At 72.0% G+C, this 24,504-nt stretch carries 22 protein-coding genes and 2 pseudogenes; 17 read left to right on the forward strand and 7 right to left on the reverse strand.

Translation table 11 applies throughout. The annotated features are described in order from the left end of the window. The first annotated feature begins 238 nt into the window (after positions 1-238). From lepA to ABGB21_RS17265, 3 genes are all read left to right on the forward strand, one after another. A complete protein-coding gene (gene lepA, locus ABGB21_RS17255; RefSeq protein WP_347654119.1) occupies positions 239-2,125 on the forward strand; it encodes a translation elongation factor 4 in 1,887 nt (628 codons plus the stop codon). After that, positions 2,122-2,703, forward strand: a complete 582-nt coding sequence (locus ABGB21_RS17260) for an NUDIX domain-containing protein (protein ID WP_347654117.1) — start codon at positions 2,122-2,124, stop codon at positions 2,701-2,703. Before lepA ends, ABGB21_RS17260 begins: the two co-directional genes overlap by 4 nt. Before the next feature lie 78 nt (positions 2,704-2,781). After that, positions 2,782-3,069 carry a GlsB/YeaQ/YmgE family stress response membrane protein gene (locus ABGB21_RS17265; RefSeq protein ID WP_347654115.1) on the forward strand — a complete coding sequence of 96 codons (288 nt, stop codon included), beginning with the start codon at positions 2,782-2,784 and terminating at the stop codon, positions 3,067-3,069. Between the two features lie 142 nt (positions 3,070-3,211). Here the strand turns inward: ABGB21_RS17265 and ABGB21_RS17270 are convergent, their stop codons facing one another. The 3 genes from ABGB21_RS17270 to ABGB21_RS17280 all read right to left on the reverse strand — a co-directional run bounded on the left by ABGB21_RS17270 (position 3,212) and on the right by ABGB21_RS17280 (position 6,247). Further along, entirely contained in the window at positions 3,212-4,156 is a 945-nt protein-coding gene (locus ABGB21_RS17270) for a phytanoyl-CoA dioxygenase family protein (protein ID WP_347654113.1), read from the reverse strand. 284 nt (positions 4,157-4,440) lie between these two features. Then, positions 4,441-5,298, reverse strand: coding sequence for a hypothetical protein (locus ABGB21_RS17275; RefSeq protein WP_347654111.1), 858 nt, complete (start codon positions 5,296-5,298; stop codon positions 4,441-4,443). A 163-nt stretch (positions 5,299-5,461) separates the two neighbouring features. Next, complete coding sequence (locus tag ABGB21_RS17280; RefSeq protein WP_347654109.1) at positions 5,462-6,247, reverse strand: enoyl-CoA hydratase-related protein; 786 nt, start codon at positions 6,245-6,247, stop codon at positions 5,462-5,464. A gap of 17 nt (positions 6,248-6,264) precedes the next feature. Here ABGB21_RS17280 and hemW point away from each other — a divergent pair, with 17 nt between their 5' ends. Further along, positions 6,265-7,488 carry a radical SAM family heme chaperone HemW gene (gene hemW / locus ABGB21_RS17285; protein ID WP_347654107.1) on the forward strand — a complete coding sequence of 408 codons (1,224 nt, stop codon included), beginning with the start codon at positions 6,265-6,267 and terminating at the stop codon, positions 7,486-7,488. A gap of 148 nt (positions 7,489-7,636) precedes the next feature. On the opposite strand, the gene ABGB21_RS17290 is transcribed toward hemW, so the two are convergent. Further along, the gene (locus tag ABGB21_RS17290; RefSeq protein ID WP_347678526.1) at positions 7,637-8,275 is read right to left on the reverse strand and encodes a DUF4870 domain-containing protein; all 639 of its coding nucleotides are present in this window, start codon (positions 8,273-8,275) and stop codon (positions 7,637-7,639) included. A gap of 305 nt (positions 8,276-8,580) precedes the next feature. Here ABGB21_RS17290 and hrcA point away from each other — a divergent pair, with 305 nt between their 5' ends. The 3 genes from hrcA (at position 8,581) to ABGB21_RS17305 (ending at position 11,650) form a co-directional block, all read left to right on the forward strand. Beyond that, positions 8,581-9,603 (forward strand): heat-inducible transcriptional repressor HrcA, encoded by a 1,023-nt coding sequence (gene hrcA, locus ABGB21_RS17295; protein WP_347654103.1) that lies wholly within the window; start codon positions 8,581-8,583, stop codon positions 9,601-9,603. A gap of 91 nt (positions 9,604-9,694) precedes the next feature. Next, entirely contained in the window at positions 9,695-10,831 is a 1,137-nt protein-coding gene (gene dnaJ / locus ABGB21_RS17300; protein ID WP_347654153.1) for a molecular chaperone DnaJ, read from the forward strand. Positions 10,832-10,909: 78 nt separating this feature from the next. Continuing rightward, the gene (locus ABGB21_RS17305) at positions 10,910-11,650 is read left to right on the forward strand and encodes a 16S rRNA (uracil(1498)-N(3))-methyltransferase (protein WP_347654101.1); all 741 of its coding nucleotides are present in this window, start codon (positions 10,910-10,912) and stop codon (positions 11,648-11,650) included. Positions 11,651-11,717: 67 nt separating this feature from the next. On the opposite strand, the gene ABGB21_RS17310 is transcribed toward ABGB21_RS17305, so the two are convergent. Further along, positions 11,718-14,201, reverse strand: coding sequence for a glycoside hydrolase family 3 C-terminal domain-containing protein (locus ABGB21_RS17310; RefSeq protein WP_347654099.1), 2,484 nt, complete (start codon positions 14,199-14,201; stop codon positions 11,718-11,720). Between the two features lie 65 nt (positions 14,202-14,266). On the opposite strand from ABGB21_RS17310, the gene ABGB21_RS17315 reads away from it, so the two are divergent. Beyond that, a complete protein-coding gene (locus tag ABGB21_RS17315) occupies positions 14,267-14,953 on the forward strand; it encodes a hypothetical protein (protein ID WP_347678528.1) in 687 nt (228 codons plus the stop codon). 19 nt (positions 14,954-14,972) lie between these two features. Here the strand turns inward: ABGB21_RS17315 and ABGB21_RS17320 are convergent, their stop codons facing one another. Both ABGB21_RS17320 and ABGB21_RS17325 read right to left on the reverse strand, forming a co-directional pair. Next, positions 14,973-15,734, reverse strand: coding sequence for an SDR family oxidoreductase (locus ABGB21_RS17320; RefSeq protein WP_347654096.1), 762 nt, complete (start codon positions 15,732-15,734; stop codon positions 14,973-14,975). A gap of 7 nt (positions 15,735-15,741) precedes the next feature. Further along, positions 15,742-16,872, reverse strand: a complete 1,131-nt coding sequence (locus ABGB21_RS17325) for a pyridoxal phosphate-dependent aminotransferase (RefSeq protein WP_347678530.1) — start codon at positions 16,870-16,872, stop codon at positions 15,742-15,744. 168 nt (positions 16,873-17,040) lie between these two features. On the opposite strand from ABGB21_RS17325, the gene ABGB21_RS17330 reads away from it, so the two are divergent. From ABGB21_RS17330 to era, 9 genes and pseudogenes are all read left to right on the forward strand, one after another. Then, on the forward strand, positions 17,041-17,397 hold the full coding sequence (locus ABGB21_RS17330; RefSeq protein WP_347654092.1) for a histidine triad nucleotide-binding protein: 357 nt from the start codon (positions 17,041-17,043) through the stop codon (positions 17,395-17,397). Between the two features lie 88 nt (positions 17,398-17,485). Next, complete coding sequence (locus tag ABGB21_RS17335) at positions 17,486-18,886, forward strand: serine hydrolase domain-containing protein (protein WP_347678532.1); 1,401 nt, start codon at positions 17,486-17,488, stop codon at positions 18,884-18,886. 197 nt (positions 18,887-19,083) lie between these two features. After that, positions 19,084-19,779, forward strand: a pseudogene (locus ABGB21_RS17340) (PhoH family protein); the annotation flags it as partial. 324 nt (positions 19,780-20,103) lie between these two features. Next, positions 20,104-20,586: pseudogene (locus ABGB21_RS17345) on the forward strand (LAGLIDADG family homing endonuclease); the annotation flags it as partial. A gap of 153 nt (positions 20,587-20,739) precedes the next feature. After that, entirely contained in the window at positions 20,740-21,213 is a 474-nt protein-coding gene (locus tag ABGB21_RS17350) for a PhoH family protein (RefSeq protein WP_347654152.1), read from the forward strand. Between the two features lie 23 nt (positions 21,214-21,236). Further along, the gene (gene ybeY / locus ABGB21_RS17355; RefSeq protein WP_347654088.1) at positions 21,237-21,704 is read left to right on the forward strand and encodes an rRNA maturation RNase YbeY; all 468 of its coding nucleotides are present in this window, start codon (positions 21,237-21,239) and stop codon (positions 21,702-21,704) included. Next, a complete protein-coding gene (locus ABGB21_RS17360) occupies positions 21,704-23,221 on the forward strand; it encodes a hemolysin family protein (RefSeq protein ID WP_347678534.1) in 1,518 nt (505 codons plus the stop codon). Before ybeY ends, ABGB21_RS17360 begins: the two co-directional genes overlap by 1 nt. After that, entirely contained in the window at positions 23,214-23,588 is a 375-nt protein-coding gene (locus tag ABGB21_RS17365; protein WP_347654085.1) for a cytidine deaminase, read from the forward strand. The genes ABGB21_RS17360 and ABGB21_RS17365 overlap by 8 nt, the downstream gene beginning before the upstream one ends. Then, a complete protein-coding gene (era, locus tag ABGB21_RS17370; RefSeq protein ID WP_347654083.1) occupies positions 23,585-24,487 on the forward strand; it encodes a GTPase Era in 903 nt (300 codons plus the stop codon). The genes ABGB21_RS17365 and era overlap by 4 nt, the downstream gene beginning before the upstream one ends. Positions 24,488-24,504: the final 17 nt, after the last annotated feature.

The raw sequence follows: 24,504 nt of genomic DNA on the forward strand, positions 1-24,504 counted from the left end.
GCCCTGGTCCGGTCGACGTACCCGGAACCCCCGAGCCGGACCGGTCGTGTCGCGCCGGGCGGGTCATCCTGCGGGAGCCTGGGTGGTCACCCTGCGGGCCGGGACGGTCACGGTGAGGGTCCGGGTGCGGGGCAGGCCGGGGTACGCCGGGACGATCCGACGGGCTCGACCGGGTGTCCCGGGACGGCATGGGAACATAGAGGGCCCGACAGTTGTCAGCCCAGCAGAACGGATCGCCGTGCCACCGACGCCCGACTCCGGCGCGAACCTCCCTGGTGCCACCGAACCTGGCCGCATCAGGAACTTCTGCATCATCGCCCACATCGACCACGGCAAGTCGACGTTGGCCGACCGGATGCTGCAGCTCACCGGTGTGGTCGAGGAGCGGCAGATGCGTGCCCAGTACCTCGACCGGATGGACATCGAGCGGGAACGCGGCATCACGATCAAGAGCCAGGCGGTCCGGATGCCGTGGACCGTACGCGAGGGCGAGCGGCAGGGCGAGCAGGCCGTGCTCAACATGATCGACACCCCGGGCCACGTGGACTTCACCTACGAGGTGTCCCGCTCGTTGGCCGCCTGCGAGGGTGCGATCCTGCTGGTCGACGCGGCGCAGGGGATCGAGGCCCAGACGCTGGCCAACCTCTACCTCGCGCTCGAGAACGACCTGCACATCATTCCGGTGCTCAACAAGATCGACCTGCCGGCTGCCCAGCCCGACAAGTACGCCGAGGAGTTGGCGCACCTGATCGGTGGCGATCCGGCCGACTGCATCCGGGTCTCCGGCAAGACCGGCGAGGGGGTGCCGTACCTGCTCGACGAGATCGTCCGGCAGTTCACCCCGCCGACCGGGGACGCCGCCGCACCGGCCCGGGCGATGATCTTCGACTCGGTCTACGACGTGTACCGCGGCGTGGTGACGTACGTCCGGGTGATCGACGGTCGGATCGAGGCTCGCGACAAGATCAAGATGATGTCCACCGGCGCGGTGCACGAGTTGCTGGAGATCGGTGTGATCTCCCCGGAGATGGTCAAGGCCGGCGCGCTCGGGGTCGGCGAGGTCGGCTACCTGATCACCGGGGTGAAGGACGTCCGGCAGTCCCGGGTCGGTGACACCATCACCATCAACGCCCGACCGGCGGCCGAGGCGCTCGGTGGTTACAAGGACCCGAAGCCGATGGTCTACTCCGGGCTCTACCCGATCGACGGCTCGGACTACCCGGCGCTGCGGGACGCGCTCGACAAGCTGAAGCTGAACGACGCCGCGCTGAGCTACGAGCCGGAGACCTCCGCCGCGCTCGGTTTCGGCTTCCGCTGCGGCTTCCTCGGCCTGCTCCACCTGGAGATCATCGGCGAGCGGCTGGAGCGGGAGTTCGGGCTCGACCTGATCTCGACCGCCCCGAACGTCGTCTACCAGGTACGGATGGAGGACGGCACCGACGTCACCGTGACCAACCCGAGCGAGTACCCGACCGGCAAGATCGCCGAGGTGTACGAGCCGGTGGTCCGGGCGACCGTACTCACCCCGAACGACTACGTCGGCGCGGTGATGGAACTGTGCCAGGGACGGCGCGGGTCGCTGCAGGGCATGGACTACCTCTCCGCCGACCGGGTCGAGCTGCGCTACACACTGCCCCTGGCCGAGATCATTTTCGACTTCTTCGACCAGCTCAAGAGCCGTACCAAGGGCTACGCCTCGCTCGACTACGAGCCCTCCGGCGAGCAGCAGTCCGACCTGGTCAAGGTGGACATCCTGCTCAACGGGGAGCCGGTCGACGCGTTCAGCGCCATCGTGCACAAGGACAAGGCGTACAACTACGGTGTCACGATCGCGGCGAAGCTGCAGAAGCTGATTCCCCGGCAGCAGTTCGAGGTGCCGATCCAGGCCGCGATCGGCAACCGGGTGATCGCCCGGGAGACCATCCGGGCGATCCGCAAGGACGTGCTCGCGAAGTGCTACGGCGGCGACATCACCCGGAAACGCAAGCTGCTGGAGAAGCAGAAGGAAGGCAAGAAGCGGATGAAGATGGTGGGCCGGGTCGAGGTGCCGCAGGAGGCCTTCATCGCCGCGCTCTCCACCGGCGACTCCGGCGACGGCGGCGGCAAGGCCGGCGGCAAGAAGTGACCCCTCGGGGGTACGGCCCCAGCGCCGCCTTCTGCCCCCGGTGCGCCACCCCGCTGCCCGGTCCCGCCCCGACCGCCTGCACCCGCTGCGGTTACCAACTCTTCGTCAACGCCCGACCCACCGCCGGACTGGTCATCCTCGACCGTCCGGCAGGCGTACCAGGTCCGGGCCGGGCTGCGGCGTCGCCGGGGTCCGTGGCGGAGCCGGACGGTCCCCGGTTCCTCGCGTTGCGGCGGGCGGCGGAGCCGATGGCCGGCCGGTGGGAGCTACCGGGCGGATTCTGCGACGGCGGGGAGCACCCGGCCGACGCGGCGGTCCGGGAGGGCCGCGAAGAGCTGGGCGTCGACCTGACGCTTGGTGACTACCTCGGCATGTACGTCGGGAGCTACGAGTTCCAGGACGAGGTGCTCCCGGTCCTCGACATCTTCTTCCTGGCCACACTGGGTGACCAGGTGATCGCCCTCAATCGGGCCGAGGCCACCGAGGCGACGTGGTTTCCCCTGCTCGCGCCGCCCCCGTTGGCCTTCGCCACGATGGATGCGGCTGTTCGGGACGCCGTGCGACGTCTGTGCCGCTAGGCCGGTTTGAGTTTTTGCGCCTTCGGGAACCTTGCAGTCATCACAACACCGTGTGACCGCATCCGAAGGAGGACGGCCGTGGAACTCACCGTCTGGGGCATCATCACCGCGCTCATCATCGGTCTCATCGTCGGCGCGCTCGGTCGGCTGGTCGTACCCGGCCGTCAGGACATGCCGATCTGGCTGACCATGCTCATCGGTGTGGGCGCCGCGCTGCTCGGTACCGTGATCGCGCGAGCCGCCGGCATCGCGACCGAGACCGCCGGCATCGACTGGATGGAGCTGCTGGTCCAGGTCGCCCTGGCCGCGATCGCGGTGGCCCTGGTGGCCGGTGTCGGCCGACGCCGCCGGATCAGTCGGTACTGATCGACACCCCCTGCGGATTCGGGGCGCTGGCCTGATTGGCCGGCGCCCCGCGCCGTTGCGGCGGCCGCCGGACGCCGTACGGCACCGGCCCCGCCGACCGGACGGTCGGCGGGGCCGGTTGAGCTGTTCGTCGGGCGACGGGTCAGCGGAGCCAGGGGATGCTGCGGTCCAGCAGGCCGCGCTCCTTGAGCTCCTTACGCAGCGGGATCTCGTCGTCGACGTAGCCGTCCCAGTTGATGCCCCAGTAGTTGGCGGTGTGGGTACCCTCGCCGAGCAGCTGGCGCTGTACCGGCGTGCGGTTCTGGTACCACGGCCCGTTCTTGTCTGGGTGCAGCTCGTCCAGCGGCCGGATCCACCGGTAGGTGTAGCCGACGAAGAGCATCTTCCGGGTGATGGTGGAGAGGTTCGTCGACCGGGAGTGCCACTGCCGCCGGTCGAAGATGAACGCGTCACCGGGGTTGGCGGTGATCTCCACCGTGCCCTCCGGGTCCGGGTTGTGCACGGTGAGGTCCGCCGGGCGGGGCAGCGAGTTCCACAGGTGGCTGCCCGGGATGACCTTGGTGGCGCCCCGGCCCTTCTCCGAGAGGTCGGAGAGGACGTACGCGACCTTGAGCGAGAACATCGGCCGCGGCAGGTTCGGGTCCATCGTCTCCGGGTCGGAGTTCTGCCGGTACCCGTCCTGGTGCCAGCCCCAGTAGGGCTTCTCCGGCTCGAGCGCCGGCGGCGTGACGTCCAGGTGGTTGTGGTGCGTGTAGATGTTCCAGCCCGCCAGGCCCCACATGTACGGGAACGCGATCGGGTGGGTGAGCAGTTCGCCGAAGAGCTCGTCCCGCTCGAGGAAGCCCAGCAGGTGCAGGGTGCCGTCCTTGGTCGTCCGGCCGGCCGCCTTCTCCTCCGCGTAGACCCGGTCGACCGCCTCTTCCAGGGCGGCGCGGTGGTCCTCGGTCAGGACGTTGCGGAGCAGCAGGAAGCCCTGCTCGTGGAACTCCTTGCGGTCCGTGTCACTGATCGGCTCGTATCCCGTCCGGCCGCCGTAGTCGAACACCGCGTCCATCCCCTCCCCTGAGGTGAAACTCGTTCTGAGCACACAGGCTGCCGATCGTAACGCGGTACGCAAGACCCGCAGCGCTGTGCGGGACCCGGGCATCGGCGAGTGTCGGTGGACTTCGTACCGGTGGCACGGACAGAAATGGCGATCTGACAGAAAGTCGCTACTGCGCTGATCTTTTGCGAAGAAACCCGGGTTATGCCCGTTTGTGCAATCACTGCGGGTTATCGGATGCAGTGTTTTACGGCGGCTGGACGTCGCAACCGGCCGGGTGGGAGCCGTCCGCGAAGGAGCCGGAGGGCGCCTGTCCGGTGGGGCGCCACTCAGTCCGTGAAGACCTCGGCGACGACCTGGTCGGCGGTCGCGGCGCCCTGGACCGGCGACCACCTGCCCTCGTCGGCGGTCCACTGCAGGTCGCCGAAACGAACCCGTTTCACCCCGTGGTCCCCGGCGTGCGACACCAGCCAGTGCGCGTAGCGCCAGCCTGCCTGCACGCTGGAGGTGGGCACCGCCAGACCGGTCAGCTCGGCCGGGGAGACCGTGTCCAGCCGACCCCAGTCGAGGGTCAGGCCGGCGCTCAGCGCCGCCGCCGCGGCCGAGCCCCGGATCACCGGGTCGCGGCTGACCGTGCAGGCCACCGCGCCGGTGGCGTTGCCGAGCAGGGCCCGGGTCAGCACCTCCGACTCGTCGGCCCACTGCTGGTACGCCCGGGGAAAGGCGGACCGCTGCACCTTCTGGGCCGCGTCGGTGATCTCCATCTGCTCCCAGCCGCGTACCTTGCGCAGGGCGTCGTAGAACTTGGTGGCCGCGTACCGAGGGTCCCGGATCCGTTCCGGTGTGCCCCAACCCTGACTCGGCCGCTGCTGGAACAGGCCGACCGAGTCCCGGTCGCCGCCGGCCAGATTGCGCAGGCGCGACTCCTGGAAGGCGGTCGCCAACGCCACCACCACGGCCCGTTCCGGCATCTTCCGTCGGATCCCCACCGCCGCGATGGTCGCCGCGTTCGCCATCTGCTCGGCGTTGAGGCTGACCCGACCGTCGGCCTCGACGACACAGCCGCTCGCCGGGCGGGGCAGCGGCAGCTTGTGCCCGAACTCGCGGGCTCCCAGGTAGATGCCGAAGCTAGCGACCGTCGCAAGGGCCACTCCCGCCGCCACCACCGCCCGAGTCCGCACCGCCACCCCCTGATCGATAGTGGGCACAGCCTACGATGACCGCCCAGCCTCCCGGCAGTGCCGGCGTGGAATGTGCCGGGCCGTACCGGTTGTCGCTTTCCGGCTCGCCGGCTCGCCGGCCCGCCGGCCGTCGGTCGTCGGGTCGGCTCCCGGTTACCCGTCGGGCGGGTCAGATCTCGGGTACCCACCGGGCGGGCCGCTTCTCCCGGAACGCCGCGACACCTTCCCGCCCGTCCGCGGAGTGGAAGTACCGCACCGACAGGTCACGCAGCTCGGCCAGTTCGGCCCGGAGGTCGGCGGCCGGTGGGCGACGCAGCAGTTCCTTCGCCCCGGCCAGCGCGGCGGGCGCGCCGCGTACCAGCGCCAGACAGTAGGAGGCCACCGCCTCGTCCAGCGCCTCGGCGGGGGTCACCGTGGTGACCAGGCCGATCTCGGCCGCCCGGCGCCCGTCGAAGACGTCGCCGGTCAGGTACAGCTCCGCCGCCGCCCGGGGCTGCAGCCGGGGCAGTACGGTCGCCGAGATCACCGCCGGGATCACCCCGAGGCGTACCTCGGTGAAGGCGAAGGTGGCCTCCGGTACGCAGATCGCGATGTCCGCCGCCGCGATCAGTCCGAGACCACCGGCCCGGGCCGGCCCGCCGATCCGGGCCACCACCGGCTTCGGGCACTCCCGGATCGCGGCGAGCACGTCACCGAGTTTCGCCACCGGCACGGTGCCGTTCTCGTACGCGGCCGCGGTCTCCTTCAGGTCCGCGCCGGAGCTGAAGACCGGCCCGGTGTGGGACAGCACGACCACCCGTACGGCGTCGTCGGCGACCGCCGTGGCCAGCGCGTCGAGCAACTGGGTCAGCAACGGGGTGGAGAGCGCGTTCCGGTTGCCCGGGCTGTCCAGGGTGAGAGTCGTCACTCCGTGGGCGGTCGAGACCCGGACGAGCGGTTCGGGGGCTGAGGTCATGCCGGCACACTAGTCGTATGCCCGGAACCCTCCCAGAAGGCGAACCCGTACCCGTCGACGGCTCGCTGCCCGACACCGCCCGGACGGAGGTGGGCAGGCGTGGCTTCGGGGTCTACGTGCACGTCCCGTTCTGCGCCAGCCGCTGCGGCTACTGCGACTTCAACACGTACACCGCCAGCGAGCTGGGCGGCGGCGCCGGCCGGGACGGCTACGCCGACCAGGTGCTCGCCGAGTTGACGCTGGCCGGCCGGGTGCTCGGTGACAGCCCGCCGCCCCGGGTCGACACGGTTTTTGTGGGCGGGGGTACTCCGACCCTGCTCCCCACCGACGACCTCGCCCGGATCCTGGACGGCATCGACCGGCTGTGGGGGCTGGCCGGCGACGTGGAGGTCACCACCGAGGCGAATCCGGAGTCGGTGACCCGCGAGTCGTTGAAGGCGCTGCGGGCCGCCGGCTACACCCGGATCTCGCTCGGCATGCAGTCGGCGGCCGCGGGGGTGCTGGCGGTGCTGGACCGCCGGCACAGTGCCGGTCGGGCCACCGCCGCCGCCGAGGAGGCCCGGGAGGTCGGCTTCGACCACGTCAACCTCGACCTGATCTACGGGACGCCGGGGGAGAGCGCGGACGACTTCGCCGCCTCGCTCGACGCCGTGGTGGGCGCCGGGGTCGACCACGTGAGCGCGTACGCGCTGATCGTCGAGGACGGGACCCGGCTGGCGGCCCGGATGCGGCGCGGCGAGCTGCCGTACCCGGACGACGACGTGGCCGCGGACCGCTACCTGGCGGCCGAGGCCCGGCTCGGCGCGGCCGGTTTCTCCTGGTACGAGGTCTCGAACTGGGCCACCTCGGCGCAGGCGCGGTGCCGGCACAACCTGCTCTACTGGACCGGCGGCGACTGGTGGGGCCTCGGCCCGGGGGCGCACAGCCACGTCGGCGGGGTCCGCTGGTGGAACGTCAAGCACCCGACGACGTACGCTGCCCGGCTCGGCGCCGGGCAGTCCCCCGGTCAGGGGCGGGAACTGCTCTCGGCCGAGGACCGACGGGTGGAGGACGTGCTGCTGCGGCTCCGGCTCGCCACCGGCCTGCCGCTGGCGGTCCTCGACGGGCCGGGGCGGGCCGGCGCGGCGGAGGCGCTCGCCGGCGGGCTGCTGAGCCGGCCGGCGTACGAGGAGGGTCGGGCGGTGCTGACCCTGCGCGGGCGGCTGCTCGCCGACGCCGTCGTCCGTGACCTGCTGCCCTGACCACCGGTACCAGCGGCATCGCGGGCGACGGCGGTGTCCGACGGCCCGTGCCCGGGGATCGGCGAACGCGTGGTGGCGTCGATGACCCCGGCACGGGCCGTGGCCGGTCCGGCCCGGTCGGGACTGGCTGACTCCGGCCCGGTCGGGGCTACTTGACCATCCGGAAGCTCATCGGATAGCGGTACAGCACACCCTCGTTGGCCTTCATCCCGCCGAGGATCGCGAAGATCACCGCGATGAGCCAGGTGATCAGCGGCAGGAAGAACAGGATGCCCAGGGTGCACATCGAGATGATCACCGCCACGAACGAGGCGATGCCCCAGGTGATCTGGAAGTTGAGCGCCTCCACCGCGTGTGCCCGGACCGTCGGCGACTCGTTCCCCTTGGCCAGCATCGCGACCAGGGGCGCGATGAAGCCCGCGATGATCGCACCGAAGTGCGCGATCAGCGCCCAGGTCTTCTCGTCGCTGGTGGCGTAGCCGGCCGGGGCGGGAGCGCCGTACGGGCCACCCGCCGGGTAGCCGCCGGGCGGCGGGTAACCACCAGGGGGTGGGTAACCGCCGGGCGGCGGGTAGCCGCCAGGGGGCGGGTAGCCACCGGGCGGCGGGTAGGCGCCGCCACCCGAGGTGGGCGGCGGGTAGCCGCCACCCGAGGTGGGCGGGGGATAGGCGCCGCCACCCGAGGTCGGCGGGGGGTAGCCGCCACCGGAGGTGGGCGGGGGAGTGCCCGGCGCGTCGTACGGATTGTGCGAGCCGTACTCTCCGGGAGGGCGAGGTGGTTCAGTCATGGGGGTCACGGTAGGTGCACCGTCCAAACGGCGCCAGACGCCCCCTGGCGATTGAAACTGGACAATAGTCGACCGTACCGGCTGGCCCGGCCAGGGTAGGGTGTGCCAACAAGCAGGTGGTCCGGGATCGGCAGGCGCGGGAGGCCCGGATCGCGGCGCCCATCCAGACGATCATCGCGTCTCCTGCGCCGTGGTCGTAGACTGGCACTCGATACGGTCGAGTGCCAAGGTGTATCCGTGGCCCGACCGTGTGGTCGCCCCGGTCGTGTCGGCAGCCGGGGCCGGGACGTCGCAGGGAGGTGAGGATGGGTCTCGACGACCGCAAGCTCGACGTGCTGCGCGCGATCGTGGAGGACTACGTCGCCACCCAGGAGCCGGTCGGCAGCAAGGCCCTGGTCGAACGCCACCAGCTCGGGGTGTCTCCAGCCACCGTCCGTAACGACATGGCCGTGCTGGAGGAGGAGGGCTACATCCGGCAGCCGCACACCAGCGCCGGCCGGGTGCCCACCGACCGGGGATACCGGCTCTTCGTCGACCGGCTCTCCCGGGTGAAGCCGCTCACCCCGGCCGAGCGTCGGGCGATCGAGCGTTTCCTGGTCGGCGCGGTCGACCTCGACGACGTGGTGCACCGCACCGTACGGCTGCTCGCCCAGTTGACCCGGCAGGTCGCGGTCGTGCAGTACCCGAGCCTCGCCCGGTCCTCGGTACGCCACCTCGAACTCGTACCCATCTCCACCACCCGCCTGATGCTCGTCATGATCGCCGACACCGGTCGGGTGGAGCAGCGCCTCGTCGAGTTGCCCGCGCCGGCCAGCGCGGACGACGTGATCGACCTGCGGCGCCTGGTCAACGAGCGGCTCGGTGGCAAGCGGCTCGTCGACACCCCGCCCCTGGTCCAGGCACTGGTCGAGGAGGCGCCCCCGGCGCTGCGGTCGGCGATGGCCACCCTCGCCAGCGTCCTGCTCGAGACCCTTGTCGAACGGCACGAGGAACGGATCGCCCTGGCCGGCACCGCCAACCTCGCCCGGGGCGGCCTGCTGGACTTCCAGGGCTCGCTGCGTCCGATCCTGGAGGCGCTGGAGGAGGAGGTCATCCTGCTCAAGCTGATTGGCGAGGTCGAACCGAACACCCTCCAGGTACGCATCGGCGACGAGAACGAGATCGACAACCTGCGGGCCACCTCGGTGGTCAGCACCGGCTACGGGCCAGGGGCCACCATCGTCGGTGGGCTCGGCGTGTTGGGACCGACCAGGATGGACTACCCGGGCACCATCGCCACGGTGCGGGCCGTGGCACGCTACGTCGGCGACGTGCTGGCGCAGAACTGACCCACCCACACCTTGCGCAGAACTGACCACCAAGGCTCAGCTGACGACCGGCGGACGGTAACGCGAGACAGACATGAGGACACGGAACGCAGTGGCCAGGGACTACTACGGGATTCTCGGCGTCAGCCGGGACGCCTCCGACGACGAGATCAAGCGTGCCTACCGCAAGCTGGCGCGGCAGTACCACCCGGATGTGAATCCGGACCCGGAGGCACACGAGAAGTTCAAGGAGATCAACGCCGCGTACGAGGTCCTCTCCGACGACCAGAAGCGGCAGATCGTCGACCTCGGCGGGGACCCGCTCGCGCCGGGCGGCGGCGGAGCCCCCGGACCGGGCGGTGCCGGTGGTCCCTTCGTCGGCTTCCAGGACATCATGGACGCGTTCTTCGGGGCCGCCGGTGGTTCCCGGGGGCCGCGACCGCGTACCCGGCCCGGCGCCGACGCCATCCTCCGGCTGGAACTCGACCTGCACGAGACCGCGTTCGGGGTGGAGGCGCCGATCACCGTCGACACCGCGGTGCTCTGCACGACCTGTTCCGGCGCCGGCACCGCACCCGGCACCCACCTCTCCACCTGTGAGGCGTGCGGTGGGCGCGGCGAGGTCCAGTCGGTGCAGCGGACCTTCCTCGGCCAGGTCGTCTCGTCCCGGCCCTGCACCGTCTGCCAGGGCTACGGCACGATCATCCCGCACGCCTGCCCCACCTGCGCCGGTGACGGCCGGGTCCGGACCCGGCGGTCGCTGACCGTCAAGATCCCGGCCGGGGTCGAGGACGGCATGCGGATCCGGCTCGCCCAGCAGGGTGAGGTCGGCCCCGGTGGCGGCACCGCCGGTGACCTGTACGTCGAGATCCACGAGCGTCCGCACGACGTCTACTCCCGCAAGGGTGACGACCTGCACTGCCGGGTCACCGTGCCGATGACCGCGGCGGCGCTCGGCACCCGGCTGACCATCAAGACGTTGGACAGCGAGGAGCCGGTCGACGTGAAGCCGGGTACCCAGCCCGGGTCGACGCTGCGGCTGCGGGCCCGGGGCGTACCGCACCTGCGCGGCACCGGCCGGGGCGACCTCTACGTGCACCTCGACGTCCGGACGCCGACCAAGCTCGACGCCGACCAGGAACGGATGCTGCGCGAGTTCGCCAAGACCCGGGGCGAGGAGGTCGCCGAGCTCAGCAAGCAGGGCGGCTTCTTCTCCCGGATGCGCGACGCCTTCAACGGCCACGGCTGATCCGACCCGCCAGCTGATCCGGCCGCTGCCGGGGCCGAATCAGCAGCGGCTGGACGCCGGTGGGTTAACCTGCTCGGCGTGAGTGCCCCGTTGTTCCTGGTCGAGTCGCTGCCGTCGGCCGACGTCGTCACGCTGGACGGACCCGAAGGCCACCACGCCGCGACCGTGCAACGGCTGCGGACCGGCGAGGAACTGCTGCTCGCCGACGGGCGGGGCGGCACGGCCACCGCCGTGGTCACCGCCGTCGGCCGGGGCACCCTGACCGCCTCCGTCACCACCCGGCGGTACGTCGACCCGCCCGACCCCCGGCTCGTCGTCGTACAGGGCATTCCCAAGGGGGAGCGGGCCGAACTGGCCGTACAGTCGATGACCGAGGTCGGGGTGGACGAGATCGTCCCCTGGGCGGCGGGCCGCTCGGTCGCCCAGTGGCGGGCCGAACGCGGCGCCCGGGCCCGGGACCGCTGGGTGGCGACGGTCCGGGAGGCGGCCAAGCAGGCACGCCGCTCCTGGCTGCCGGCGGTCGGCGGATCGTCGTCGGTGCCGGCGGCGTCCCTGGCGACGGTGACCCAGCGGTTCGTCGGCGCCACCGCACTCGTCCTGCACGAGGAGGCGGAGCAGCGGCTCGCCACCGTGACGCTGCCGGAGCACGGCGAGATCGTACTGGTGGTCGGCCCGGAGGGCGGCATCGCCCCGGAGGAGTTGACCACCCTGACCTCGGCCGGCGGGGTGCCGGTCCGGCTCGGCGCCGAGGTGCTGCGGACCTCCACCGCCGGCGTCGCCGCGCTCGCCGTACTCTCCGTCCGGCTCGGCCGCTGGTGACGGGGCGCCGTCCCGGCTGCCGGTGACGAGGCGCGGCCGCTGGTGAGGGCCGGCGTCCCGTGACCGGTCAGACCTCGAAGAGGACGCTGAGCCGTCGGTCGGCGACACTGCGGGCCGCCTCGAGCCGGTAACGACCGGTCCGGGTACGCCAGCCGTGCTCCGTCCAGACCTGGAAGCCCCGCACCGGCAGCGGCACCCGTACGGTCACCGGCTCACCGGGGTCGGCCTCGGCCCGGGCGAAACCGGCGAGCCACCGTACCGGCCGGTCGGGCTCCGGGTGCGCCGGGCCGACGTACAGCTGCACCACCTCGGCGCCCGGGCGGCGACCGGTGTTCGCCACGGTGACCACCGCGACCGGCCCGGCCGGTCCGTCCTCGACCGACAGCGACCGGTACGCCCAGTCGGTGTAGCCGATCCCGTGCCCGAACGGGAAGAGCGGCTCCGCCCGCCAGCCCCGGTAGCCGACGAGCACGTCGTCGGAGTAGTCGAGTACGCCGTCGACCGGGGTGACGTCGAGCGCGGGACAGTCCTCGGGACGACGCGGCCAGGTGGTGGGCAGCCGTCCGCCGGGCTCCGCCCGGCCGAGCAGGACGTCGGCGAGCGCATGTCCCGCCTCCTGGCCGGGAAACCAGGTGAGCAGGACTGCCGCCACCTCGTCGACCCAGGGCATCAGGACTGGGGAGCCGGCGTTCACCACGACCACCGTACGGGGATTGGCCGCCGTCACCCGGCGGACCAGGTCGTCCTGTCGGCCCGGCAGGGCCAGCGTGCTCCGGTCGAAGCCTTCCGACTCCACCTCCTCGGTGGTGCCGACCACCACCACCGCCAGGTCGGCGTCGGCCGCCACCCGGACCGCCTCGACCAGCAGCGCCTCCGCCTCGTCGCCGTCCGGTTCGCCGTCCTCGGCCGGCCCGCCGGCCCGGTTCCCGGTCGGCGCCTGGTGGCCGAGGCTGACCGACACGAAACCGTTCCGCTCCCGCGACACCGTCCGGCTGACCAGCACCTCGACCGGTTCGCCGGCGGTCAGCGCCACGTCGAACCGGCGCTCCACGGTGGAGAAAAAGACCGTTGACGGGCCGTCGGCGTCGTCGAAGAGCGGACCGGCGAAGAGTTCCACGCCCCCGACCGAGAGCAGGAACTCCCCGAAACCGTGCAGCGCGAACCGGTGCCGGCCGCCGCGCGACGGCGTGTACCGGGCGGTGATCTCCACCCGGTCCACCTCGACCGGCGGCACCCCCTCGGGAAGCTCACCCATCCAGCGCACCGTCGCCCGATCGAGTTCCGCCCGGTGCAGCTCACGGCCGTCAGCGGCCCGCAACGTGGCGACGATCGGGCCCCAGCCGGGGCCGCCGGCCGGCCGGAGCCGGGGGCGCGGGTCGGCGCCGACCGCGTGGTCGACGGCGACGTCGGGCAGGGCGGCGGTCAGTCCGGCGAGTGGTGAGACCACGTACGGCGGCGAGACCTGGGCACTTCCGCCGCCCTGGATCCGGGCGTCGTCGGCGAGCGCACCGAGGACCGCGACCCGGCGCAGCCGCCCGGCGTCCACCGGCAGCAGGTCACCGGTGTTGCGGGCCAGCACGATCGACCGGGTCGCCACCTCGCGGGCCAGGGCGGCGCCGTCCCGCTCCGGCACCGCGCCGGCGCTGTCCCGCTCCGGCATCGCGCCGGCGTTCTCCGGCGCTCCCGCGAGCAGTCCGACCCGGGCGGCGAGCCGGAGCACCCGACGTACCTTGTCGTCGACGACGGTCTCGGCGACGGTGCCGGCGCGGACCGCGGCGACCAGCGCGTCGCCCCACGGGTCGCCGGCGGCCGGCATCACCACGTCGAGCCCGGCGTCGGCGCTGGCCACCGTGCTCCGCGCGGCGGTCCAGTCCGAGACGACGATCCCGTCGAACCCCCACTCCCGCTTCAGCAGGTCCGTCAGGAGTGGCCGGTGCTCGGTCATGGTGGCCCCGTTGACCCCGTTGTACGCCGCCATCACCGCCCAGACGCCGGCGGCGACGATCCGCTCGAACGGGGCGAGGTAGAGCTCCCGCAGTGCCCGGTCGGAGACCCGGACGTCGACCGTCATCCGCTCGGTCTCCGAGTCGTTCGCGACGAGGTGTTTCACCGTGGCGCCGACCCCGCACTCCTGCAACCCGGTCACATAACCGACGCCGATCTCGGCGGTGAGCAGCGGATCTTCCGAGTAGCACTCGAAGTGCCGGCCGCCGAGCGGGCTGCGGTGCAGGTTGACGGTCGGGGCGAGCAGCAGGTGGATGCCGTTGCGGCGGCACTCGGCGGCGAGCAGCCGGCCGACCCGCCGGGCCAGTCCCGGGTCCCAGGTGGCGGCGAGCGCGGTCGGGCTGGGCAGGGCGATCGAGGGATTGTCCGGCTGCCACCGGATGCCGCGTACGCCGATCGGGCCGTCCGACATCACCAGCGGACCGAGGCCGATCTCCGGTATGCCGGGCAGGGTCCAGAAGTCCCGACCGGAGAGGAGCCGTACCTTCGTCGCCAGGTCCAGTGCGGACAGGGCCCGCTCGACCGCGGCTTCGATCTCTCGTCCCATCGACCGAGTGTAGGGAAGGCTACCGGCCGGCGCCTCCGTTGACCCGCTGAGTCGATCATGAAAGCATGCCCGGCGTGGACGGGATCGGAACAACACACCAGGCCGGACCGTACGACCCGGACGGCGCGACGGAATCCCGCTGGTCGTTCGGGCTGACGGTGCACGGCGGCAACGGTGACATCAAGACCTGGGGCGCCGGTCGGCACAACCTCAACCTCGCCCGGGCCTCGGCGCCGCGCGGTGCGAAGAAGGCCGTCGTCCTGCCCCGGCTACCGTTCACGATCCGCAGCCTGCCGGACAACAACATCCTCTGCACGGTCCAGCCGACCGGACCGGAGAGCTACCAGGTCAGCGGGCCGGACGGTTTCCCACTGGCCACCATCACCCGCCGGCCCGGCCGGTTCTGGCCGTGGCCGTGGCCGTGGCCGCGCCGGATCCGGTGGACCCTGACTCCCGCCGCCCCCGGTGCGCCGACCTACACCGGCCGGGTCGGCAGCTGGTACACCTGGCTGGTGTACGTGGTGTTCGCGCCACTGTGGATCCCGTGTTACGCCGCCATCGTGGTGTCCATGATCCTCAGCTCCGGCGGCGGCGACATGCCGGACGGGCCGACCCGGACCCGGTGGCGTGCGCCGGGACACGGCACGGCGCTGGAGTACCGGGGCGTCAACAAGGTCTACCACCTCGACCCCCGGCGGCTGGACCACCGGGTCGCCTACGCGCAGGCGGTACTGCACGACTGGGACCGCTGACCGGGCTCCGGTCGGAAGCTCAGGTCCGCAGGTACGACGCGCCGTTCAGGTCGACGATCGTGCCCGAGGCCCACTCCGCCTCCGGCGAGGCGAGCCAGTGCACGGCCGCGGCGATCTCCTCCGGGCGGGCCACCCGGTTGAACGGGCTCTGCGCCCGGATCGCGTCCCCGCGCGGTGCCTTCAGGTGTTCGTTGGTCATGTCGGTCTCGACAAAACCGGGCGCCACCGTGGCGACCGCGATGCCGTACGGGGCGAGGGCCACCGCCAGCGACTGCCCGAGCGAGTTCAACGCCGCCTTGCTGGCCCCGTACGCAGGCTGGGTCGGCTCGCCGCGGAAGGCGCCCCGGGACGAGACGTTGACGATCCGGCCCCGCCGCTCGCGCAGGTACGGCGCCGCGCACCAGATCGTGTTGGCGGCCCCGAGCAGGTTGACGTCGAGGATCCGCCGCCACTGCCGCTGCCACTGCTCGTAGGAGGTCCCGAAGACCGGGTGCGGGTCGTCCACCCCGCCGAACACCCCGGCGTTGTTGACCAGTACGTCGAGCCCGCCGAGCCGCTCCGCCGCCTCGTCCACCATGCTCCGTACCTCGCCCGGGTCGGCGAGGTCGGCCCGGACCACGACGTGTCCGTCGCCGGGCAGGTCCGCGACGAGCTGCTCGGCCAGTGACGTCGAGTCCCGGTGGTGTACGGCCACCCGGTCCCCGCCGGCGGCGAAGGCCGTCGCCACCGCCCGCCCGATGCCCCGGGAGGCCCCCGTCACCAGTACCGCACGTCCCGTCATCTGATCATCATGCCGCAGCCTCCGCCGTGCTCCGTTGCCGGGGAAGCGCGTCCGCGAGGCGGTCGAGCGCCGCGCTGAAGTCGGCGGGCGGCAGGTGGCCGAAACCGACCCGGAAGACCCGGTCCGACTCGCCGAACCAGGAGCCGGGCGCGACCCGGGTGTCCCGCTCGGCGAGGCGGGCGTGGAACTCCGCGACGGTGTCGTCGGCGAACCGGTCGGCCGGCAGACGCAGGCAGCACATCGCGCCGCCGTCCGGCGCGACGATCTCCAGCCGGTGTGCCCGGGCCCAGCCGACCAGCTCGTCGAGCGCCTGCCGCAGCCGTGCGGCACGGGGCCGGAGAAGTTCGGTCTGCCGCCGGAGGAGCCGGGCGGCGAGGAACTCGTCGAGGGTGGGGCAGGCGATCGTACTGAGGAACTTGGCCTCCCGGAGGCGTTCGTAGAGGTCGGCGTCGGTCGTGGTCAACCAGCCGACCCGCAGCCCCGGCGCCCCGTGGGCCTTGGAGAGCGAGGAGCAGGTGACGATCCGCGGGGACAGCGCGGCGACCGACCGGGGGACCGGTGACCCACCGTACGTGGCGGCGCGGTACGTCTCGTCGACCAGCAGTACGGCCTCCGGCGCGGACTCCGCGACGACGGCGAGCAGCGTACGCAGCTCCTCCTCGGTGAACCGGACGCCCGACGGGTTCTGTGGTGACGCCACGGACACCAGGCGGGTCGCCGGCGTCAGCGCGCCGGCCAGCCGGTCCAACGGCAGCCGATAGCCGTCGTCGAACGACAGCGGCAGGACGTCCACCCGCGCCCCGAGCCCCTCCGGCACGGTCCGGGCCGGCGGGAAGCACGGTGTCGCGAGCAGCACCCGGTCGCCGGGCCCGCAGGTGGCCTGCGCGACCAGGAACATCGCCTCGATCGCGCCGACCGTCACCAGGACCTGGTCCGGCGCGACCCCGGTGTCGGCGGCGACCAGTGCCCGCAGCTCGGCGTCGCCGCGGGACGTGCCGTAGCCGAGCGGCAGGTTCGCGACCAGTTCGGCTCCGGCGAGGTCACCGGCGGTCAACGGCGGACAGGTGCTCTCGGCGAGGTCGTAGCGCACCGGAACGTCGATCAGGGTGGTCATCGGGCTCGACGCGAAGACGGTCATGGTGTCCAGGGTCGCCAGTCCCGACCCGGCCGGGACAGAGCCAATCCCGCCCAACTGGTTCGACCGCGCGCCGCCGTACTCCCGGTCACCGCCCGACAGACGCGGCACGCCCGACCCGGCGGCCGGGGAGGCGCCGGGCGGCCGGGACGACACCCTACGATGCCGGGCATGGAGAGCAACCGCGACTGTCTGTTCTGCCGGATCGTCGCCGGGGAGATCCCGGCGACCGTGGTACGGGAGACCGGGAACACGTTGGCCTTCCGGGACATCGGGCCGCAGGCACCGGTGCACGTACTGGTGATCCCGAAGGAGCACTACGCCGACGTGGCGACGCTCGCCCAGGCGGACCCGGCGCTGGCCGGCGAGGTGCTCGGCACGGCGGCGGTGGTGGCGGAGACCGAGGGGCTGCTCGCCGACGGCTTCCGCCTGATCTTCAACACCGGCCCGTACGGCGGCCAGGAGGTCTTTCACGCGCACGCGCACGTGCTCGGCGGCGAGCCGCTCGGACCGATGCGGTCCCGCTGACCCGGCGCCCCGCCGGCACCCGGTGTCGGGGGCCGGCGGACCAGCCGGTATACCAGTGTCCTGGCCTGGCACGAGGGGGCGATGGGCGATGGGGATCAGTCAGCGGTACGAGCGTGTGGTGCGGCAGGCACAGGCGGAGTCGCGGATACCGGCGGTCTCGGTCGCGCTGCACCGGGCCGACCGGCCGCTCTGGACCTGCACGGTGGGCACCACCGGGAACGACGCCCCGCTGAGCAGCCGGACCGCCTTCCGGATCGGCTCGGTCACCAAGACCTTCACCGCGGTCCTCGTGATGCAGTGCCGCGACGACGGGCTGCTCGACCTCGACGACCCGATCTCGGCACATCTCGACGTCCCGGCGCACGGGGAACTGACCGTACGTCGGCTGCTGTCACACACCTCCGGGGTGCAACGCGAGCCGTACGGGGACATCTGGGACACCCTGCACACTCCGGACGTGACGGAACTTCTCGCCGACCTGGCCCGGGCCGAGCGGGTGCTGCCCCCGGCCCGCCGTTTCCACTACTCCAACCTCGGCGTCGCGCTGGCCGGCCAGGTCGTCGCCCGGCTGCGCGGCGGTGCCTGGGCCGAGGTCCTTGCCGACCGGATCCTGCGCCCGCTCGGGCTCGCCGACACCAGCCTCGCCCCGCCGCCGGACGCGGCGACCGGCTTCCTGGTCGACGCCTACTCCGACCACGCCAGGCCGGAGCCGAACACCGACCTCGGCGCGGTCGGGCCCGCCGCCCAGCTCTGGAGCACCGCCGCGGACATGGCCCGCTGGGCGGCCTTCCTGGCCGACCCGGCGGCGGTCGACCCGGACGGCGCCGTGCTCCGTCCGGCGACCCTCGACGAGATGCGCTGGCCGGCGACCACCACCGACGAGGCGCTCTGGTCCGCCGGGTTCGGCCTCGGTCTGATCCTGGTGCCGCAGACCGGGCCGACCGGGGTGCGGTCGGCCGGCGGCGAGCGGATCAGTCACGTCGGGCACGACGGCGCGATGCCGGGCTTCCTGGCCAGCGTCTACGGTCGGCGCGGCGGCACCGCCGGCCCGCCGGCGCTGGGCTGCGCCGTGCTCGGCTCCTCCGGCACCGGCACGGCGGTGAACGACCTGAGCCACCAGCTGCTGGCCGCCTCCGCCGAGGACGACCCGGCCGAGATCATGCCGTGGGTTCCGGGCGAGCCGGCGCCGCCGCCGTACCGGGGGATGCTCGGCCGCTGGTGGGGCGAGGGTTTCGAGTACGTCTTCCACTGGCGGGACGGCACCCTGCGGGCCCGGGCCGCCGACGACCCGGCGGGCAAGCCGCCCGCGGTCTTCGAACCCCTCCCGGACCGCCCCGACGTGCTGCGGACGGTCTCCGGTCGGGAGGTCGGTGAACTCCTCCGTCTCACCCGCGACGACCGCGGCGACGTGGTCGTGCTGCATTGGGCGACCTACCGGTTCACCCGCCAGCAGGAGACGTTCGACCGCTTCAACTTCCGCCAGGTGTAGGGAACGGGCCCTTATCATCGTTTTCGGTACCCGATGGGGCCCCTTGCCGACACCTGACACGGCTGACCGTCCCGGCGGAAATGGGCAGCGTGCCGTCGGTGTTGAACAGATACGATGACTGCAACGTTCGCACGCTGCGCCACCAGGGCGCGGCACCGAGATCGAGAGCAGGTGGCACAGGGCCGCTGGCCCGACCCATGACCGGTACCCCACCCCCCGGGCAGCCCCGGGTGCAGACCAGGATCACGGTCCCCGACCCCAAGATCATGGTTAATCTGCTCGGCGCGGGCGACGAGATCCTGCGACTGATCGAGCGGTCGATCACCAGTGACGTGCATGTCCGGGGCAACGAGATCACCGTCACCGGCGCCCCCGGCGACAATGCCTTCGCGGAGCGGCTCTTCACCGAGCTGCTCGAGTTGATCGAGAAAGGCGAGACCCTGACCACCGACGCCGTGCGGCGTACCCTCGGCATGATCGAGCAGGGCGGCACCGAGCGCCCCGCCGAGGTGCTGACGCTCAACATCCTGTCCCGGCGCGGACGCACCATCCGGCCCAAGACCCTCGGCCAGAAGCGGTACGTCGACGCGATCGACCAACACACCATCATCTTCGGCATCGGCCCCGCCGGTACCGGCAAGACGTACCTCGCGATGGCGAAGGCCGTCCAGGCGCTGCAGGCCAAGCAGGTCAACCGGATCATCCTGACCCGCCCGGCGGTCGAGGCCGGCGAGCGGCTCGGCTTCCTGCCCGGCACCCTCTCCGAGAAGATCGACCCGTACCTGCGCCCGCTCTACGACGCGCTGCACGACATGCTCGACCCCGAGTCGATCCCGAAGCTGATGGCCGCCGGGACGATCGAGGTCGCCCCGCTGGCATACATGCGGGGCCGTGCACAGCCGTACGACGCCCGGGTCCTCACGCCGGAGGGATTCAAGCCGTTCGGGTCGCTTCGGATCGGCGACCTGGTCATCGGCTCGAACGGGATGCCCACGCCGGTGATCGGCATCTACCCGCAGGGACCCAAGCAGGTCTACCGCGTCACCACCCAGGACGGGGCGTCGACCCTCTGCTGCGGCGAGCACCTCTGGACCGTCGCGACTCCGGAGGACAAACGGCGCGGGGTCCGGCGGACCCTGGAGACCCAGGAGATGATCGGCCAGGAGTGGCGTGGCCACATCCACCGGTACGAACTCCCGGTGGTGGCGCCGGTGCAGATGGAATCCCGGGACGTACCGCTCGACCCGTACGCGCTCGGTCTGCTGCTCGGCGACGGCTCCATCTCGTCCCGGTCGACTCCCGGATTCGCGACGTCGGATCCCGAGCTCGCGGTCGCGCTCGAAGCGGCGCTCGTCGACATCGAACTGGTCCGTAAGAGTGAGGTCGACTACGTCCTCCGGCACGTCAACGGCCATCGCGGTGGTGTGATCGTCGCGAACCCGGTGACGGTCGCGCTCCGCGAGTTGGGCCTGGCGGGGAGCAAGTCCGGGACCAAGTTCGTGCCCGACGTGTACCGGAACAACAGCGTGGACGTCCGGTTGGCCGTCCTCCAGGGACTGCTGGACAGCGACGGCGGGCCGGTCGCCCAGGCGGGGCGCACCTGTCGGGTGCAGTACAGCACGACCTCCCCGCGGCTGCGCGACGACGTGGTCTTCCTGGTCCGGTCGCTCGGCGGGGTCGCCTCGTGGCGGGTCCGCCCGGCCGAGGGGCGCAAGCCCGGCCTGGCCAAGGGGCGTCCCGTTCCGTACCGGGCCGATGCCTACGTCGTCGAGATCCGGCTGCCCGAGGGCGTCCCACCGTTCCGTCTGGCCCGCAAGCGCCGCCTGTACGAGCAGCACGGCAGTGGTCGGCCGATGCGTTACATCGACTCGATCCTCCCGGCCGGCGTGCAGGAGACGATGTGCATCCAGGTTGCGGCGGAGGACTCGCTGTATGTCACCGACGACTTCCTGGTCACCCACAACACGCTCAACGACGCGTTCATCATCCTCGACGAGGCGCAGAACACCACGCCCGAGCAGATGAAGATGTTCCTCACCCGACTGGGCTTCGGCTCCAAGATCGTGGTCACCGGTGACGTCACCCAGGTCGACCTGCCCGGCGGGACGACCAGCGGGCTGCGTGCCGTACGGGAGATCCTGGACGGCGTCGACGACGTGCACTTCGCCCAGCTCTCCAGCTCCGACGTCGTACGGCACCGGCTGGTGAGTGAGATCGTGGACGCGTACGCCCGCTGGGACGCCGAACGGGAGTCCCAGCAGGGCCAGGGCGTGCACGCCGTGCCGGGCCGTACCGCCCACGGCGGCCGGGCCGGCCGCCGCCGCTGACTGCAGCAGAGGAAAGAAACAAGTTGTCCATCGAGATCGCCAACGAGTCGGGTACGCCCGTCGACACCGACGCGGTGCTCGCCGTCGCCCGGTACGCCCTCGACGAGATGGGGGTGAACTCCCTGGCCGAGTTGTCGGTGCTGCTCGTCGACGTCGACTACATGACCGAACTCAACCACCGCTGGATGGGTGGGGACGGACCCACCGACGTCCTCGCCTTCCCCATGGACGAGGGCAGTGTCGACCACGGGCCGGGTGAGGTGAACGGCGGCGAGCCGGCGCTGCTCGGCGACATCGTGCTCTGCCCGGAGGTGGCCGCCAAGCAGGCCGCCACCGCCGGGCACTCGGCCGCCGACGAACTGCACCTGTTGACCGTGCACGGTGTGCTGCACCTGCTCGGCTACGACCACGCCGAGCCGGAGGAGGAGCGGGAGATGTTCGGACTGCAGGCCCGCCTCCTCGACGGCTGGCGCGCGACCCGGGCCCACTGATGCCCGGTCACTTAGCCACCCTGGCCGGCGCGGTGGGCCTCCCGTCCGCCCCGCTGGCCGCGGCCGGTTCCCCGGCAACCGGCCTGCCCGACCTGCAGCTGATCTTCTTCGCCGCCGCCCTGGTGGTACTCGCCGGGATCGTCGCGATGGCGGACGCGGCCTTGGGCGCGGTCTCCCCGGCCCGGGCCGGGGAACTCGCCCGGGACGGCGTACGCGGGGCCCGTACCCTGCAGATCGTCGCCACCGACGCGGCCCGGCACATCAACCTGCTGCTGTTGCTGCGCCTGCTCTGCGAGCTGACCGCGACGGTGCTGGTCGCGTTGGTCGCGGTCGACACCTTCGGCGCCGGCGTGACCGCCGCGCTGGTCACCGCCGGCGCGATGACCGTGGTCAGCTTCGTGGTCGTCGGTGTCGCGCCGCGCACCATCGGCCGGCAGCACGCGTACGCGGTCGGCCGGGTCACCGCGCCGGTGGTCCGCTGGCTGGGCCGGGTGCTGAACCCGCTCGCCTCGCTGCTGATCCTGATCGGCAACGCGGTCACCCCCGGCCGGGGGTTCCGGGAGGGCCCGTTCGCCACCCAGGTGGAGTTGCGGGAGCTGGTCGACCTGGCCGAGCAGCGCGGTGTGGTGGAGCACGGCGAGCGGCAGATGATCCATTCGGTCTTCGCGCTCGGCGACACCATCGTCCGCGAGGTGATGGTGCCGCGTACCGAGATGGTCTGGATCGAGGCGGACAAGAAGCTGTCCCAGGCGCTGGTGCTCTTCCTCCGCTCCGGTTTCTCCCGGATCCCGGTGATCGGGGAGAGCGTCGACGACGTGCTCGGCGTGCTCTACCTCAAGGACGTGATCCGGCAGACCCGGGGCGGTGCCCCGGACGGCGAGGAGCGGCCGGTCGCCGAGGTGATGCGGGCGGCTACCTTCGTGCCCGAGTCGAAGCCGGTCGACGACCTGCTCTCCGAGATGCAGGCGGCCCGGACCCACATGGTGATCGTCGTCGACGAGTACGGCGGCACCGGCGGCCTGGTCACCATCGAGGACATTCTGGAGGAGATCGTCGGCGAGATCACCGACGAGTACGACGTCGAACGGCCGCCGGTCGAGCGGCTCGACGACAACGAGGTCCGGGTCACCGCCCGGCTGCCGGTCGAGACCCTCGGCGAACTGTTCGACGTGGAGCTGCCGGCCGACGAGGTGGAGACCGTCGGTGGACTTCTCGCCCAGGCGCTCGGCCGGGTGCCGATCCCCGGGGCCGAGGCGGAGGTGGGCGGCCTGCGGCTGCTCGCCGAGGGCACCACAGGTCGGCGGAACCACATCGACTCCGTACTGGTCCGTCGGGTGACCGAGACCGACGACCGGGACCACGACCGCTCGCGTGACCGGGACCCGGACCGTTCGCGTGACCGGGACGGCGACCGGGACCCCGACCAGCAGACCCGTACCGATCCCGAGTTCCGGGCGGCACAACCGACCCGGGAGGAACACTCCCGGTCCGAGGAGAGGCAACCCGCTGATGCCTGAGTCGTCCCCCGCCCCGACCGCGCCACCGGCGGTCGAGTTGAGCGCCGAGGACAACAAGCTGGTGGTCCTGGCCCGGGGAGCCCGGGCCAGGATCGGCGCGGTCGAGGGTGCGGCCGTCCGCGACCAGGACGGGCGTACCTACGCGGCGGCCAGCGTGTCGCTGCCGTCGCTGACCATCACCGCGCTGCAGTTGGCGGTCGCCTCGGCGGTCGCCGCCGGAGCCACCCGGCTCGAGGCCGCCGCCGTGGTCACCGAGGCGTCCACGCTGGACGGGGCCGGGCACGCCGCGGTACGGGACCTGTCGACCGACGCCCCCGTGCACGTGGCCGCCCCGGACGGCACCGTGCTCGGCACGGTGGTCGAGTGACCGCGAACCGCCAGGCAGGCGGCGACTACCGGGCGGGCTTCGCCTGTTTCGTCGGCCGCCCGAACGCCGGCAAGTCGACCCTGACCAACGCCATCGTCGGCCAGAAGATCGCGATCACCTCGAACAAGCCGCAGACCACCCGGCACGTGATCCGGGCGGTCCTGCACCGGCCCGACTCGCAGCTGGTCCTGGTGGACACCCCCGGCCTGCACCGGCCCCGTACGCTGCTCGGCGAGCGGCTCAACGACCTGGTCCGGCAGACCTGGAGCGAGGTCGACGTGATCGGCCTCTGCATCCCGGCCGACGAGCCGATCGGCCGGGGCGACCGGTTCATCACCGGCGAGCTCGCCGAGCTCAAGGCCACGGTGCTGGCGGTGGTGACCAAGACCGACCTGGTCGACCGGAAGCGGTTGGCCGAACAGCTGCTCGCGGTCAGCGAGCTGGGCGAGTTCGCGGACGTGGTGCCGGTCAGCGCGGTCTCCGGCCACCAGGTCGACACGCTGGTCGACGTGATGACCGGTCATCTTCCGCCGTCTCCGCAGCTCTACCCGGACGACATGCTCACCGACGAGCCGGAGCAGGTGCTGGTTGCCGAGCTGATCCGGGAGGCGGCGCTGGAGGGCGTCCGCGACGAGCTGCCGCACTCGATCGCGGTGGTGGTCGAGGAGATGATTCCCGAGGACCGGGTGACGAAGGTGTACGCCGACGTGTACGTCGAGCGGTCCAGCCAGAAGGCGATCGTGATCGGTGCCCGGGGCAGCCGGCTCAAGGAGGTCGGCATCCGGGCCCGGCAGCAGATCGAGGAGTTGCTCGGCACCCGGATCTATCTCGACCTGCACGTGCGGGTGGCGAAGGACTGGCAGCGGGATCCGAAGCAGCTCCGCAAGCTCGGCTTCTGAGCCGGTTCCGGGTGGGG

The sequence above is a fragment of the Plantactinospora sp. B24E8 genome (genome assembly GCF_039871735.1).
Classification (GTDB): Bacteria; Actinomycetota; Actinomycetes; order Mycobacteriales; family Micromonosporaceae; genus Plantactinospora.

What these genes read in the sequence shown, in the direction of transcription:
- ABGB21_RS17280 (WP_347654109.1), bottom strand. Translation starts at nt 6,247, where the DNA reads ATGACCTCAGCCCCCGAACCGCTCGTCCGGGTCTCGACCGCCCACGGA.
- hemW (WP_347654107.1), top strand. Translation starts at nt 6,265, where the DNA reads ATGCCCGGAACCCTCCCAGAAGGCGAACCCGTACCCGTCGACGGCTCG.
- ABGB21_RS17290 (WP_347678526.1), bottom strand. Translation starts at nt 8,275, where the DNA reads ATGACTGAACCACCTCGCCCTCCCGGAGAGTACGGCTCGCACAATCCG.
- hrcA (WP_347654103.1), top strand. Translation starts at nt 8,581, where the DNA reads ATGGGTCTCGACGACCGCAAGCTCGACGTGCTGCGCGCGATCGTGGAG.
- ABGB21_RS17310 (WP_347654099.1), bottom strand. Translation starts at nt 14,201, where the DNA reads ATGGGACGAGAGATCGAAGCCGCGGTCGAGCGGGCCCTGTCCGCACTG.
- ABGB21_RS17315 (WP_347678528.1), top strand. Translation starts at nt 14,267, where the DNA reads ATGCCCGGCGTGGACGGGATCGGAACAACACACCAGGCCGGACCGTAC.
- ABGB21_RS17320 (WP_347654096.1), bottom strand. Translation starts at nt 15,734, where the DNA reads ATGACGGGACGTGCGGTACTGGTGACGGGGGCCTCCCGGGGCATCGGG.
- ABGB21_RS17325 (WP_347678530.1), bottom strand. Translation starts at nt 16,872, where the DNA reads ATGACCGTCTTCGCGTCGAGCCCGATGACCACCCTGATCGACGTTCCG.
- ABGB21_RS17330 (WP_347654092.1), top strand. Translation starts at nt 17,041, where the DNA reads ATGGAGAGCAACCGCGACTGTCTGTTCTGCCGGATCGTCGCCGGGGAG.
- ABGB21_RS17335 (WP_347678532.1), top strand. Translation starts at nt 17,486, where the DNA reads ATGGGGATCAGTCAGCGGTACGAGCGTGTGGTGCGGCAGGCACAGGCG.
- ABGB21_RS17350 (WP_347654152.1), top strand. Translation starts at nt 20,740, where the DNA reads ATGCGTTACATCGACTCGATCCTCCCGGCCGGCGTGCAGGAGACGATG.
- ABGB21_RS17360 (WP_347678534.1), top strand. Translation starts at nt 21,704, where the DNA reads ATGCCCGGTCACTTAGCCACCCTGGCCGGCGCGGTGGGCCTCCCGTCC.
- ABGB21_RS17365 (WP_347654085.1), top strand. Translation starts at nt 23,214, where the DNA reads ATGCCTGAGTCGTCCCCCGCCCCGACCGCGCCACCGGCGGTCGAGTTG.